This window comes from Halalkalibacter krulwichiae (assembly GCF_002109385.1).
GTDB classification, from domain to species: Bacteria; Bacillota; Bacilli; order Bacillales; family Bacillaceae_D; genus Halalkalibacter; species Halalkalibacter krulwichiae.
The window spans coordinates 4,236,408-4,251,023 of record NZ_CP020814.1; the positions used below are offsets into that span (position 1 = coordinate 4,236,408).

General features: G+C 41.3%; 16 protein-coding genes. 4 read left to right on the plus strand and 12 right to left on the minus strand.

Annotated features, from left to right (window positions below):
- Nucleotides 1-9: 9 nt before the first annotated feature.
- From BkAM31D_RS21440 to BkAM31D_RS21470, 7 genes are all read right to left on the minus strand, one after another.
- A complete protein-coding gene (locus BkAM31D_RS21440) occupies nt 10-765 on the minus strand; it encodes a 3-hydroxybutyrate dehydrogenase (RefSeq protein ID WP_066158833.1) in 756 nt (251 codons plus the stop codon).
- A gap of 100 nt (nt 766-865) precedes the next feature.
- Nucleotides 866-2,170: a GntP family permease gene (locus BkAM31D_RS21445; protein ID WP_066158831.1), complete on the minus strand. Its 1,305-nt coding sequence runs from the start codon at nt 2,168-2,170 to the stop codon at nt 866-868.
- Between the two features lie 332 nt (nt 2,171-2,502).
- Nucleotides 2,503-2,919 (minus strand): acyl-CoA thioesterase, encoded by a 417-nt coding sequence (locus BkAM31D_RS21450; RefSeq protein WP_066158829.1) that lies wholly within the window; start codon nt 2,917-2,919, stop codon nt 2,503-2,505.
- Between the two features lie 14 nt (nt 2,920-2,933).
- Entirely contained in the window at nt 2,934-3,770 is an 837-nt protein-coding gene (locus BkAM31D_RS21455) for a beta-keto acid cleavage family enzyme (protein WP_066158826.1), read from the minus strand.
- 90 nt (nt 3,771-3,860) lie between these two features.
- Nucleotides 3,861-5,048: an acetyl-CoA C-acetyltransferase gene (locus BkAM31D_RS21460; protein WP_066158823.1), complete on the minus strand. Its 1,188-nt coding sequence runs from the start codon at nt 5,046-5,048 to the stop codon at nt 3,861-3,863.
- Complete coding sequence (locus BkAM31D_RS21465) at nt 5,048-5,710, minus strand: 3-oxoacid CoA-transferase subunit B (protein WP_066158820.1); 663 nt, start codon at nt 5,708-5,710, stop codon at nt 5,048-5,050. The genes BkAM31D_RS21460 and BkAM31D_RS21465 overlap by 1 nt, the downstream gene beginning before the upstream one ends.
- A gap of 11 nt (nt 5,711-5,721) precedes the next feature.
- Nucleotides 5,722-6,429 (minus strand): CoA transferase subunit A, encoded by a 708-nt coding sequence (locus BkAM31D_RS21470; RefSeq protein WP_066158818.1) that lies wholly within the window; start codon nt 6,427-6,429, stop codon nt 5,722-5,724.
- A gap of 140 nt (nt 6,430-6,569) precedes the next feature.
- Between BkAM31D_RS21470 and BkAM31D_RS21475 the strand changes: the two genes are divergently transcribed.
- Both BkAM31D_RS21475 and BkAM31D_RS21480 read left to right on the plus strand, forming a co-directional pair.
- On the plus strand, nt 6,570-7,517 hold the full coding sequence (locus BkAM31D_RS21475; protein WP_066158815.1) for a LysR family transcriptional regulator: 948 nt from the start codon (nt 6,570-6,572) through the stop codon (nt 7,515-7,517).
- Between the two features lie 118 nt (nt 7,518-7,635).
- The gene (locus BkAM31D_RS21480) at nt 7,636-8,016 is read left to right on the plus strand and encodes a DUF1761 domain-containing protein (RefSeq protein ID WP_235820543.1); all 381 of its coding nucleotides are present in this window, start codon (nt 7,636-7,638) and stop codon (nt 8,014-8,016) included.
- Between the two features lie 94 nt (nt 8,017-8,110).
- Here BkAM31D_RS21480 and dmpG read toward each other — a convergent pair whose 3' ends face one another.
- The 4 genes from dmpG to BkAM31D_RS21500 all read right to left on the minus strand — a co-directional run bounded on the left by dmpG (nt 8,111) and on the right by BkAM31D_RS21500 (nt 11,628).
- On the minus strand, nt 8,111-9,115 hold the full coding sequence (gene dmpG / locus BkAM31D_RS21485; protein ID WP_066158886.1) for a 4-hydroxy-2-oxovalerate aldolase: 1,005 nt from the start codon (nt 9,113-9,115) through the stop codon (nt 8,111-8,113).
- 18 nt (nt 9,116-9,133) lie between these two features.
- Nucleotides 9,134-10,012: an acetaldehyde dehydrogenase (acetylating) gene (locus BkAM31D_RS21490; RefSeq protein ID WP_066158811.1), complete on the minus strand. Its 879-nt coding sequence runs from the start codon at nt 10,010-10,012 to the stop codon at nt 9,134-9,136.
- Between the two features lie 39 nt (nt 10,013-10,051).
- Nucleotides 10,052-10,825 (minus strand): IclR family transcriptional regulator, encoded by a 774-nt coding sequence (locus BkAM31D_RS21495; protein WP_066158809.1) that lies wholly within the window; start codon nt 10,823-10,825, stop codon nt 10,052-10,054.
- 206 nt (nt 10,826-11,031) lie between these two features.
- Nucleotides 11,032-11,628, minus strand: coding sequence for a TetR/AcrR family transcriptional regulator (locus BkAM31D_RS21500; RefSeq protein ID WP_066158805.1), 597 nt, complete (start codon nt 11,626-11,628; stop codon nt 11,032-11,034).
- A 119-nt stretch (nt 11,629-11,747) separates the two neighbouring features.
- On the opposite strand from BkAM31D_RS21500, the gene BkAM31D_RS21505 reads away from it, so the two are divergent.
- Nucleotides 11,748-12,188 carry a small multi-drug export protein gene (locus BkAM31D_RS21505; RefSeq protein WP_066158802.1) on the plus strand — a complete coding sequence of 147 codons (441 nt, stop codon included), beginning with the start codon at nt 11,748-11,750 and terminating at the stop codon, nt 12,186-12,188.
- Between the two features lie 429 nt (nt 12,189-12,617).
- Here the strand turns inward: BkAM31D_RS21505 and BkAM31D_RS21510 are convergent, their stop codons facing one another.
- A complete protein-coding gene (locus BkAM31D_RS21510) occupies nt 12,618-13,562 on the minus strand; it encodes a DMT family transporter (RefSeq protein WP_066158800.1) in 945 nt (314 codons plus the stop codon).
- A gap of 122 nt (nt 13,563-13,684) precedes the next feature.
- Between BkAM31D_RS21510 and BkAM31D_RS21515 the strand changes: the two genes are divergently transcribed.
- A complete protein-coding gene (locus BkAM31D_RS21515) occupies nt 13,685-14,566 on the plus strand; it encodes an AraC family transcriptional regulator (protein ID WP_066158797.1) in 882 nt (293 codons plus the stop codon).
- Nucleotides 14,567-14,616 lie beyond the last annotated feature (50 nt).

The following is a 14,616-nucleotide window of genomic DNA, read 5'->3' on the forward strand; positions in this document are numbered from 1 at the left end:
GGCATCGAACTACATCCCTCCTGTCACCGGAATCGACTCGCCGGTAATGGCACCTGCTCCTTCAGAAGCTAAGAACACAGCCGTTTTACCGATTTCAGATGGTTCAAGTAGACGTTTGATCCATTGTTTGCCGAGGATATGGTGGTCTAATGCTTCTTGTTCAGTCGTACCATCCTTTTCAGCTAATACGGGTATTTGTTTTTCAATTAGCTCCGTGCGTACAGGCCCTGGTTCGATTGTGTTACAAGTGATTCCTTCCGTAGCATTCTCTAATGCGACCACTTTTGTAAAGCCTGTTTGTCCTGCTTTAGCCGCACAGTAAGCGGATTTGTAGGCATCTGGAATACGCCCGTGCGCAGATACAATGTTGATAATCCGACCATACTTTTGAGCTTTCATAGAAGGCAATGAGTGTTTCGTCATTAAGAAGGTCCCTTTTAAAATAACGTCATTTAATAAATCCCATTTTTCTACTGGAAAGTCTTCTACTTTTGAGATGTACTGCAAACCAGCATTATTGACAACAACGTCTACAGATCCACGTTCCGTAATGACTGAATCAATCGCTGATTTCACCGACTGTTCATCGGCTACGTTTACATGATACCCTTTCGCGTTTTCTAATTGGTCAGCTGCCGCAATCGCTGCTTCTTCATTTACGTCAAAAATGGCTACGAAGTCACCGTTAGCGATGAATTCTTGCGCAATCGCATACCCGATTCCTTGAGCTGCTCCTGTTATGACTACTGTACGTTCCTTATCCATTAAAATCACTCCAAACTAATATGTTGAAATTTGTATGTAATGAGGATGGGACATAACTAAACTCTTTTATATCCCAACTTCTTTCTTAATTGATGACAGCTTATCCGTAAAAAATGATTGCTACAGCCATAGCAAATACAAGGGCTAGTAAAGGAGCCACAATATTTACAAAGAAAACGGGTTTATACCCCATTTTATGTGTTAATCCCATGACCGTTAAACCTGTTACGACCGCTCCACTATGAGGTAAAGAGTCTAACCCACCTGAACTGATTGTCGCAATACGGTGCAATACTTCGGGATCAATCATTGTTTTATAATGTCCTGAGAGTGCTTCCATTGCAATCCCTAACCCACCTGATGTGGAACCAGTTATTCCGGACATGATGTTCGTTGCGATGGAGAAGGCAATAAGCGGATGACCCGGAATGCTCATTACCGCGGATTCAACTAAATTGAAGCCACTTGTGATAATGACTACTCCTCCAAAAGCTACGACAGCACTAGTGTTCAAGATAGGGGCAGCAACATTCATAGCACCTGTATTAAACGTTTGAAGCGGATTGGTCAAATACTTTCTCAAAAATAATCCTGCAACAATAACCGATAACCCTAATGATATTTCGATACTAAATGGTGTAAAGTTTAGCAAAATAATTAAAAGGGCAGGAGGCAAGAGACTTAACAGAAAAGGTGGATAGCTTTCCTTTTCTTCGTAATCAAACCGAGTGTTTCCTTTTGTCTCCTCATAACCAATATTTTTACTCGTATATTTTTTGTCTTCTCTCCACAACCACCAAAGACCAAAAGGAATAACGACTAATGTAGCGACCACTCCAATCAAGGCCCCCGCCGTCGGTGTTGTACCAAGATATGGGATTGGGATTAGATTTTGAATTTGTGGGCTTCCCGGGAGCATGGTCATCGTAAATGTTCCACATCCGAGGAAGAAAGCGCCCGCAAAAATAGGCCAAGGAATATCTAACTTTTTGAATACAGGACGGGCAATGGGAATCATCGTGAAAATAACAACAAATACACTAACCCCTCCATATGTTAAAACACCTGTTATTAACACCATCGCAAATATGACGGCAATTCGACTGGACTCTCCTGTAACTTTTAAAATTCCTCGAGCAATGCTTGTTGCCGCCCCACTATCTTCCATTACTTTTCCGAAGATTGCGCCAAATAAGAACAGCAGGAAGTACCTCTCAACAAAGTTAACAAAGGATTGCATATATCCAGTTTTAAGAGCTTCTGTTATATCAATTTGGCTGACAACCGCCACAAGTACTCCTAAAACAGGTGTCACGATGAGCAAACTGTATCCTTTCATCGCAAATATAATGAGTAAACTCAGTCCTACAACAATTCCAATTAAGCTTAACAATTGTAAATCCATACGGTTTCTCCTCCTTCAGTCGTTGTTCATTTGCCGATAACCGCTGTTTCCTGGCACTCTAGTTAAGGAGGCACTGTACGGAAAGTCGACTTACCTTCTAACACGTCTTCTATCCAAACTTTTCATTGATTCAACCTCTGCCAGCGACACTGAATTGAAGCGCTTTCCAAAATTGATTTGATTAATGGTATAACCTCATTCTGATATCACTGTTATTACTATCGTGAAAGAGCACCTGTTTTCCCCAGTAGTTCATTCCGACTTTCAAAAGGGCAGGTGCTTTCACTTATTTACCTTCTTTAAAAATATGTTCAGATATGAAGCTTTTACTCTTAGCGGTTTAGTGTCTCTTTCGGCATCATTTTTTCTCGTACTTGATCTGGGATTGGATACGCTTTCGGTTTTTCTTTAAACGATGTCCATGCGCGAATTTCAAATCCTTCAGCGATCAATTTTTCGTTTCTTAAAAACGTATGGCTAATTTTAAACACTTTTTGGTGCAATTCGACCACTACACTGCGCACGGTCACTTGATCTTCGAAAAACAACGGACTCTTAAACTGGCAATTTGCCTCTAGAAGTGGGGTACCGACTTGCTGCTCGACAAATAAGGTCGAAGATGGAAAGGCAATCGCTGTGAAATATTCATGGGTCGCTTCGTCCATCCATTTATAAAAGTTAGGGTAAAAGACAATTCCCGCTGCATCTGTATTTCCCCACTTTACTCGAAACGAGTATTCTACAACCATCTTTCATTCTCTCCTTAAACGTTGGATATCTTTTTGACTTTCAATCCTATCATTTCTCTAGCTTCATCTGGTGTTGCGACTTCTCGGCCTAACGTATTCGCTAATTCTACAATTCTCTCTACAAATTGAGCATTGGACGTGGCTAGTTCTCCCTTGCGAAGATAGACGGCATCTTCCATCCCTACTCGAACATGTCCACCAAGAAGAATGCTCATCGTATTAATCATTAACTGATCTTTGCCGGCACCAATTGCGGACCATCTTGCCCCTTCTGGGATGCTGCTTCTCATAAACATCAAGTTTTCAGGCGTGGCAGGGATTCCCCCTTGCGCTCCTAAGACAAATTGGAAAAAGAACGGTGGTTTGATGAGTCCTTTTTCGGCAACGCGTAAGGCATTGTGGATCATTCCAACATCAAATACTTCGATTTCTGGTTTCACATCATTTTCTAGCATTTTCTCTGCTAATTGCTCGAGCATTGCCGGAGTGTGAATAAAGACATTTGGTCCGATATTAAAAGAACCTGCGTCGTAGGAGGCAATCTCCGGTTTTAACTCTACGATTGGGAAGCGTTTCGTCACATCTTTAAGTTCGCCCCCTGCAGTCGTAAAGTTGATAATGATGTTACAGTTCTTTTCCTCTAGTAATCTTGTTACTTCACAGTACTTCTCTGCATCCAAAGTAGGAACTCCAGCATCATCCCTCACATGAATATGGGCAATCGCTGCACCAGCTTTCCATGATTCATAGATTTCATCAGCAATCTCTTGTGGGGTAGTCGGTAAATAAGGCGTATGGTCCTTTGTTGCAAAATCTCCTGTTGTCGCTACAGTGATAATTAATTTTTCCATAATAGTCCCACCTTTTTTATTCGTTTTAATTATAGTTTAAAAGATTTTATCTTCCTAAAAGCTCTACAATGGTCCGTTTGACTCTGACTTCTATACTTTTTCAACAATCGTTGCCACACCTTGGCCACCGCCAATACAAAGCGTTGCAAGTCCTAACTGGCTGTTTCTCCGCTTCATTTCGTGCAGTAGTGTTACGAGGATACGTGCACCGCTTGCACCAATTGGGTGGCCTAAAGCAACGGCGCCACCATTAACATTTAGTTTCTTTTTATCTAACCCTAATTCTTGTTGTACGGCAAGGGCTTGAGCAGCAAAAGCTTCATTTGCTTCAATTAAATCTAGCTCTTCTATTGAAATCCCGGCTTTCTCTAACGCTCTTTTTGTTGCAGGAACCGGGCCAATTCCCATAATTTTCGGATCGACACCGCTGCTTGCATTGCTGCGAATACGAGCAAATGCCTTGATGCCAAGTGCTTTCGCTTTCGCTTCACTCATCACGATCAACGCCGCAGCTCCATCATTTAGTCCAGAAGCATTGCCGGCTGTTACACTTCCGTCATTTCGTTTAAATGCAGGACGAAGCTTGGCTAACCCTTCGACGGTTGTCTCAGCACGAATGTGTTCATCTTCAGCGATAATGAGCGGTTCACCTTTTCGCTTTGGAATAACGACAGGTACAATCTCCTCTTGAAAACGTCCTTGTGCTTGTGCTTCTCCAGCTCTTTGATGACTTTCTACAGCAAATGAATCTAATTGTTCACGAGTTAGTTGATACTTTTCAACGATGTTCTCAGCTGTTACCCCCATATGAATGTCATGAATTCCACAAGTCAACCCGTCATGAACCATGCTATCAACAAGCTTATGGTCGCCCATTCGCATGCCTTGTCTTGCAGTTAAACTTAAGTACGGCGCCTGACTCATGTTCTCCATTCCACCAGCTAACACTACTTCTGCTTCTCCTGCTAGAATCGCCTGTGTCGCTAAATGAATTGCTTTTAAACCTGAACCACATACTTTATTAATCGTTATTGAAGGCACCGATTCAGGAATCCCCGCCTTTATTGCAGCCAGTCTAGCAGGGTTTTGACCTTGACCTGCCTGGAGGACATTTCCCATTATGACTTCATCAATCTCTTCAACCGGGAGACCGGCACGAGCAATGGTTTCTTTTAATACAAGTGAGCCAAGCTCAACAGCTGACACATCTTTAAATGAACCAAGAAAGGTACCAATCGGGGTCCTGACAGGTTGAACGAGAACGACGCTTTCTGCCATTATCTTCTCACTCCTTCCTTCACTAAGTGATCGGCTACTGTAAAGGTAGCTTCTGTACAAGCACGGATTTCATCAACCGTGTGCTCACCAATGATCTCTGTCAGGATCATCCCTTCTTTGGTAAAATCAAATACTGCACGGTCGGTAATAAGACGATTAACGACTTGCATCCCGGTAAGAGGCAGAGTACACTCTTTTCTCACTTTCGTTTCTCCATGCTTATTAACATGATCCATAATGACAACGACTTTTCTCGCTCCTTGCACTAAGTCCATCGCTCCACCCATGCCTTTAACCATTTTCCCTGGAATCATCCAATTGGCCAAATCACCTTGTTCCGACACTTCCATTCCACCGAGAATGGCAAGGTCGATATGTCCACCGCGAATCATCGCAAACGATTCCGCATTGTCAAAGAAGGACGCACCAGAACGAGCTGTTACAGTCTCTTTCCCGGCATTAATTAAATCAGGATCTTCCTCTCCTTCATACGGATAAGGGCCAATGCCTAGCAAGCCATTTTCTGAATGAAGGAAAACATCAATCGTATCTGGAATTTCATTCGCTAACAACGTCGGCATTCCTATTCCTAAGTTGACGTTCATTCCGTCCTTAATTTCCTTGGCAGCGCGCTTAATAATTCGTTGACGAGACGTTAACATGTTCATTCCTCCTAGTTTAGCTGCTTCTCACGCAGCGTTCTTTTTTCAATTCGTTTTACATATGCGTCTTCTTCCACAATGTGCTGTACATAAATGCTCGGAGTGTGAATATAATCAGGATCTAAAGCGCTATCCCTTACAAGCTCCTCTACCTCAGCAATCGTAATTTTACCAGCAGCCGCTGCTAATGGGTTGAAATTACGAGCTGTTTTTCTATAGATTAAATTTCCGTATTGATCGCCTTTCCAAGCCTTCACAAAGGAAACGTCTCCTTTAATTGCTTTTTCCAACACATACAGCTTGCCATCGAATTCTTTCGTCTCTTTTCCTTCAGCGACATTCGTACCGACACCCGTCGGCGTATAAAATCCTGGAATCCCTGCCCCACCAGCACGAATTCGTTCTGCTAATGTTCCTTGAGGGACAAGTTCTACTTCAAGCTCTCCGTTTAAAAATTGCTTCTCAAACAATTTATTTTCACCAACATAGGAAGCAAGAATCTTCTTAATTTGACGATTTTCCAGCAACAGCCCTAATCCCCAATCATCGACACCACAGTTGTTGCTGACAATCGTTAAATCTTTAACGCCTTTTTCAGCTAGAGCAAGGATCGCTTTTTCTGGAATACCACAAAGACCAAATCCTCCTACAATCAATGTATCTCCATCCTTCACAATATCAATGACTTCCTCTAGCGAATTTGCACGTTTCGTACTCATACCCCACACTCCTTCTTGGCTATATATCTTCATCCGTGAAAACGTTTTCTAATTTCACTTTACTAAATATTCGATCATTAGTAAAATGAATAAATGTTATAAATTCATTCCTAAAAGGAATAAATCAACCTTGAAAAGGGGTGTTACCGATCGATATTAAACAAATTCGTTGCTTTTTAGAAGTTTGTAAAGAGCTAAGCATCTCACGTGCCAGCTCAAATCTTCACCTCTCTCAACCTGCACTGAGCAAAATTATTCAAGCAATGGAGGAAGAGCTTGGGGTTCCGTTATTTAATCGCTCAACACGCCACTTGCACATTACTGATGAAGGCAAGGCGATCATTCCTTACGCCAAACGGCTGTTGCGTCAGATGGAAGATTTACTCAAAGTAGCTGCAGAACTACAACATACCCATGCCGGCAATGTCCGGTTCGGCTTACCGCCTGTCATTGGCTCAAGCTTCTTTCCAAGCATCATTACTGCTTTTAAAAAGCAGTATCCACATATCCAGCTGACCATCGTGGAAGAAGGATCGCGAATTATTGAGCAAACCCTGCTTGATGGCCATATTGATCTTGGGATTACGATTCTTCCTCTTGATACGGATCAATTTGACGTCATCCCAATCATTGAACGGAAATTAAAGCTCGTCTTACCTATTAACCATCCTCTTGCCAACCGTGAGAGTGTTGCGTTATCGCAATTGCGCAATGATCCATTTCTTATGTTTAGCAAAGGTTTCTCCCTATATGACCGAGTTCGCGATGCCTGTATTCAAGCTGGATTTGAACCAACCATTATTCAAGAAAGTAGCCAGTGGGATTTCATGATGGAGATGGTCGCAGCCGATAATGGCATTTGCATCCTTCCAGAGACGATCTGCGTTCATGCTGACCTTACAAGATGTGCCGTTGTCCATGTTACAGATCCAGAAATTGAATGGAATCTCGCCATTGTCCGTCGAAAAAATAGCTATCTTTCTACAGCGATGAAAACGTGGATTGATTTTATTCGTTCTTCCTTAGGCAGTGACGGTGCCTTGACGGTGCCTGGCACCACCCGAAATATGTCGAAAGACGACCAGTAGCTGTTGAGAGCTGGGGCGTCTTCTGTATTCTGCAGTTTGCAAGCATTTAGTGTATTAAGTTCCAACTAAACAATATGCTAAAATACTAATTAAAGAAAAATAGAAAGGAATTAAAAACATGATGCTATTAGCCATCTTAACTGGGGTTGTCATCTACATGGCAAGTGGAATGGTCTATTACTCGATTCTAGGTAATCGTTGGGTTGAGCTTTTGAAGATTAAACCAGAGCAGCCTAATTATGGACTTCTTACATTGGTAACGTTCTTAACCTCGACTGTTTTGTATAGTCTTCTGCGGCTGTTCGAAGTGGAGACACTATTAGATGGAGCCTTTATTGGCGGGGCTGTAGGGATTATTGTCGCCCTTGCTTATGCAAAGGATTTTATCTTTGGACTAGGAGCAAATAGCCTGAAGGCTTCAGCTGTCTTTGTGATCGCAGTTGGTTATCATGTAATAGCCCTTACGATCATTGGCGCTGTGATGATGTTATTTCTTTAGGGCCAGCACCACCTGAAGTAATTAAGAATAAGGAACTGTCTCTCCCCGACTGCGACAAATTTCGCTAAATTCCGGGGAGTGACAGGCACCGACACTATTTTTTCGCAAGTTCAGCTGCTACATCAAGAATCATATCTTCTTGTCCACCAACTACTTTATGCTTTCCAAGTTCAATTAAGATATCACGTGAGTCAATGTTGAAACGTTCTGCTGCTCTTTGTGAGTGTAATAGGAAACTAGAGTACACACCGGCATAACCAAGCGTTAAGCTATCTTTGGTAATTTCTTGTGGTTTTGGTAAGATTGGCGCGATAATATTTTCTGCCACGTCCATGATTTTGTACAAATCAATGCCACTGTTAATTCCAAGACGGTCTAGCACTGCTACTAATACTTCCGTTTGCGTGTTACCTGCACCTGCGCCTAGACAACGGATACTTCCATCAATGCGTGTAGCCCCTTCTTCAATTGCTGCTAATGAATTAGCCATCGCAAGTGATAGATTGTTATGTGCATGGAATCCGATTTCTACAGAAAGATTTTCTTTCATTGCACGAATTCTCTCTTTTACTTCGTGTGGTAATAATGCTCCAGCTGAATCAACAGCATAGACAACATCAGCGCCATAGCTCTCCATTAGTTTAGCTTGTTCTACTAATTTATCTACTGGAGCCATGTGTGACATCATTAAGAAGCCAACCGTTTCTAACCCGAGCTCTTTTGCTAGTGCGATATGTTGTGGAGCTACGTCAGCTTCCGTTACATGTGTTGCAACTCGAACCATTTTTGCTCCTAGTTTCGCAGCTTGCTTCAACTCTTCTTTCGTTCCAACACCCGGAAGTAACAACACAGAAATCTTTGCGTTTTTTACAGTAGCTGCAGCAGCTTCAATTAATTCAAGGTCATTTGTATGAGAAAGACCAAATTGTAGAGAAGAACCTCCTAGACCATCGCCGTGAGTTACTTCAATATATGGAACATTCGCTTCATCTAATGCTTTTGAAACATTTACTACTTGATCAAGTGTAAATTGGTGGTTAACTGCATGACTCCCATCACGAAGAGCTACTTCAGTAATTAATAAGTCTCTTTTAGTCATAATCATTCTCCCTCTCCTCTACGCATTCGCATGAATTTTTGTTTTGGCCCATTCTTCTGCTACCTTAACAGCAGCTGCTGTCATGATATCTAAGTTTCCAGAATAAGCTGGTAGGTAGTCTCCTGCCCCTTCAACCTCTAGGAAAACCGTTACTTTATTTTCATCAATGATTGGCTCTTGTCTTAGACGGTAACCAGGAACATATCCTTGAACCACTTCTACCATTTCTTTAATAGAGTTTGAAATTGCCACTTCGTCCACTGGACCTTCTACTAGACAATGAACCGTGTCTCTCATCATGATTGGTGGCTCTGCTGGGTTTAAGATAATAATCGCTTTCCCTTTATTCGCCCCACCAACTGTTTCGATTCCTCTTGCTGTCGTTTGTGTGAACTCATCGATATTCGCCCTTGTTCCAGGACCAGCACTCTTACTTGAAATCGTTGCTACAATCTCCGCATATTCAACGGATTGCACACGATTGATCGCATGAACAATCGGAATCGTTGCTTGACCGCCGCACGTAATTAAGTTGATATTTTCCGTGTTTAAATGTTCACTGATGTTAACACCTGGAATAACCGCCGGCCCAATTGCTGCTGGAGTTAAATCTAGCACTTGCTTTCCAGCTTCTTTTAATAATTTCGCATGGTGGATATGTGCTTTTGCTGACGTTGCATCAAATACGATGTCAGCCAAATCTGGTTCTGCTAAAAAACCATCAATTCCTGTATCGATTGCCTTATAGCCTAATTCTCTAGCACGTTTTAAGCCGTCTGATTCAGGGTCAATTCCTACCACAGCCGTTAATTCCAACACCTCTGAACGTCCTAATTTAAGCATTAAGTCTGTACCAATATTACCTGAACCAATAATCGCTACTTTTACTTTTGACATCTTCAACTCTCTCCCTTAGCTTTTAATTTATATGGAAGTCTACAGGTGTAAATTTGGTTTATACCCCATTTGTCGCGAAATCACTTCGGCAGATGCTTTAACATGAGCCACAACATCGGTTAATCGCTCATCATTAAATCGTGTAGTAGGTGCCGCACAACTAATGGAAGCAACACTCTCACCTTTATGATTAAAAATCGGAGCTGCAATGCATCGTAAACCAATTTCAATCTCCTCATCATCAATCGCATATCCTTGCTTTTTCACTTGTCTGAGATGCTCTATAATTTGTTCTTTATCAGTCATCGTTTTATCTGTAAACGTTGTCAAAGTTGCTTCTGATAGAAGTTGATCGATTTCATTCTCTGGACGAAACGCCAATATCGCCTTTCCAACCCCCGTACAGTGAATCGGGGCTCTCTTTCCAATTTGTGAATAGATGCTTAATGAATGCGAGCCCTCTACCTTTTCCACATAAATGGCTTCACCTCGATCCAAAATCACTAAGTGAACCGTTTCTTTTACCTTATCGACAAGCTCTTGAATAATTGGCCTAGCAATACTGGCAATATCTAAATTCTTACTAACGGAGTTGCCTAGCTCAAATAGCTTCATTCCTAACTTGTACTTTTGATCCTCTTGATCTTGAGCGAGAAACCCTTTGAACTCTAGAGTTTTGATAATCCCATGAACGGTACTTTTCGAAAGCCCCATTCTTTCACTTACCTCTTTAATACTTAACTCAGGCGAGGATAAGAACAACTCTAAAATATCAGCAGCTCGCACGACAGATTGAATGTGACGCTCACTCATTTAAACACCTCCTCTGGTGCAATTCTACTTTTGATTGCATCCGATAATGCCGAATGCCGTTCGTAAATCTGTTACTTTTAGAATAATGAATAGAGGGTGTTGTTGTCAAGGAGTTTTCTGATTTTTCTGTTCCTTTTTTCTGTGCCTGGCACCACCCGAAATATGTCGAAAAGGGTGCCGCTCCTGCGACACCCTCTGCTTGCGTTTTATCCCTTAGCCCTCACCCCACTCCAGAAAACCTTCCATATCTGAGACAAATGACGCTCCGCTTCTTTCTCATCAAAGGAGTAATAACGTACATCTATCTGTAAACCACTCATCATGCATACATAACTTTTTACAATCGAATTAGTTGGAAGTGATTCGTCAATTTCCTTTTTTTGCTTTCCAGCATCAATTGCTTCTTGTACCAATTGAAAATAGATTTGGTCGCTTTGAGCATACAGTTCTTTGATTTTCTCTTCCATTTCTTTCGGCGGGAATAGGAGAAACCGATAGTAGAATTCAGCAATACTTCCTTGTTGAATCAACTCTTTAAAGAAACGATGCATTAAATGATATAATTTTTGTTCTGTCGTATCGTGTTGCAAATGGTTCAGAGCTTCTATCGCCATTTTTTCATATTCAAAATTTATTTTTTTGATTGCGTTAAAAAAAATCTCTTCTTTGCTGCTAAAATGGGCATATAGAGACGGCTTCTTTATCCCGGCGCCTTTGGCAATATTCGTTAACGATGTCCCTTCATAGCCATCCTCAGAAAATAGTTGAATGCTTGATTCGATAATTTTTTCTCTTGTACTCATAGAGACCACCTTTACTTTCTTATCTGCACTGTGTTATATTTAGATTCAAAAACCGACCGAACGTTAGGTTGTATTTTATTATAGTAGATCATAAGCAAAAAAGAAAGGCGGTTATGAAATTGTTGGAATACTTATGGCTTTCTTTAACAGCTTGGTTTATGGGTTTCTTTCCACTATTTGAAATATATATCGCCATCCCAAGCACGATCGCTTTAGGACTAGACGCGACCTCGGCAATTATCTGGTCATGTCTAGGAAATTTTATTGCGATTCCTTTTGTCGTTTTCTTTTATGATAGCCTTTCCCGGATTAAGAAAGTTAGAAGTTATTTAGGAAAACTATCTCGTTCGAAATTTAGCGAAAAAATGAGGAAAGGAAGTTTTGTCTTTATATTGGTTGGTACTCCAATCGTTGGTTCTTGGGCGGTTGGCGCCATAGGGAAAGTGATAGGTTTAGAGAAAAGGAAGCTCTTTCTCTCTTCCGCGGTTAGTATTTGTGTATATGGCGTTATTATTGGGGTTTTAACGAAATTGGGTGTTGATGCTTTTTTTTTGGCTTAGAGGAAACCTAACGGTCGGTAGTTCAGTGAATTATTTTTATTATATATCTATTATTTAGGAAATTATAACTTGCTAAACTTAATGAAGGACAAAATGAGGCTCAACTTTATGGATATTGTCCTTTAGGAGCTCCCTATTGGACATTTCTTTGCTCATTCTCTTAGATTTTGTCCTTTAGAACCTCCCTCTTGGACACTTCTTCACTCGCTATCCTCGATTTTGTCCTTTAGAAGCCCTCTCTTGGACACTTCTTCACTCGCTATCCTCGATTCCGTCCTTTAGAAACCCGCTAAATTCCCGTTCTCCCACATCATTATGTAAAAAGAAAAGAGTCATTTTACTCCTTCAAAAAGGAATCAAAATGACTCAAATACACTTCAATCTATATTTAGCGGTGCCGTGGAAAACCCACGCCCATCCACTGCAACTCTAGCTGATTTTAAGGGGCTTTTTTTCCTTATCCAGTTTACTAGTCTTTGAAGATGCCTCTTTGCTTAAGGCCAATAATATGATCATAAAAATGATGCAGGCGGTGCCGATCCATTGAAAAGCTCCAAACGGCTCTTTTAGCCAAAAGACGGTTGTGAAAACAGCTGCTAATGGTTCTGTGCTTCCTAGTAAGCTCGTTTCTTTTGCTGCGAGGCTTTGCAAGCTTTCGATATAGAACCAGAATGCAATCATCGTACCAAAGATAATGACGAAGACTAAGTAGGCATAGGCTTCCATTGGCAATGTATTTAATTCGATTTGCCAAGGTGGATGGATGAAACTTAAAGCAAGGCTGCCAATCACCATTGCCCAGCCAACAATGACGAGAGAGTCGAATTGCTTAAGTAATGGTACAGCATATAGGGTGTAAAAGGCTAACGCCGCTCCTGATAACACGCCCCAAACGATCGCTTGCATCGGTACAGATAGCTGCGCGGTTGAGCCGTTTGTTAATAAGAAGAAACAACCGACTAAGGCAAGGAGGACCGTTATGACATCTCTTCGTGTCAGCACGGTTTGTCTTCGCAGGAGCAAGTAGACGATAATCATGACAGGAGCCAAATATTGCAAGAGCGTTGCAACGGCGGCGTTTCCATAGTTAATTGATGCCATATATGTGTATTGAACCCCAAGCATGCCAAGGATCCCGAAGATGATTAATTGGATCGCCACCTTTTTCGTTTTCCAAACACCTAAAATTTGTGAGCGGTCTTTCCAAATCAATTGAACGGCTAAGAGTAAAATGCCCGCTAGTAACAATCTAGTCGTGACAAGCCATCCTACATCAATTTGAAACTCTTGAAAAAGCTTTTGCGCCACCGTGCCACCGATTCCCCAAAATAAGGCACCTGTTATCACTAGGAATATTCCCCTTTGTCTACTCATGACTGATTCTCCACCTTCAACTATCAAAATAGTGTTACAATAGTTCTTATCATAAAGGATAAACCCTTTTAAAAATACTAAAATGGAATAAAAAAATATAAGAATATTGAGGTGGGGGGGAAATGACTGATTTTATCGTTGACCAAGATTTAAAAGAACTTACCGAACATCGAACCGTTGTGTTGCCACTTGCCTGTTATGAAACGACGATTACTCAAAATATAAATGGACATATCCCCCTTCATTGGCATGAAGAATTGCAATTTGTTCTTATTCTAAAAGGGACGGCTATGTTTCAAGTAAACGAGGAGAACATTACGGTTCGTGAAGGCGAAGGACTGTTTATTAATAGTGGCTGCTTGCATATGGCAAATGACCATGATGAATCTAGCTGTGTTTATATTTGTTTAAATGTTTCTCCGAGCTTTGTGTTATCTCAAGAACTTTATACCACTTTGGTCGTTCCCTATATTCAGGCAACGAACATCCCGTTTTTACATTTGCTCCCGGCGGCGCCGTGGGCCAATCATATGTTAGACTCGATTTCCGCCATCAATCAGTTGATTAAGGAGAAACCACCTTATTATGAGATCGACATTAGCACCCAGCTAGCACACATTTGGAAGAACTTTATTATGAATGGTGTTCCGTTAGAATACGAACAGACGGAAGTCATAAAGAATGACCGAATGAAGCAAATGCTTAACTGGATCCACCTTCATTATGCCGAGAAAATTTTGCTAGATGATATTGCACGGGCTGGCCGGTTAAGCCGGTCGGAATGCTGCCGCTATTTTAAACGAACCCTTAAGGAAACACCTTTGCAGTACGTAACCAATTATCGCATTCAAAGAAGCTTACTTTTATTACAACAACGAGAATCCAATGTCACAGATGTCGCCTATCAAGTAGGCTTCAATAGCACCAGTTATTTCATTGACCGATTTCGAAAATCGATGAAAATGACCCCGCTTGCGTACAAAAAGCGTTTTTTACCATTTTGACTATCAATTGTGTAACAGCTATAGTTGAAAATAGAACTAGATTATTTGAG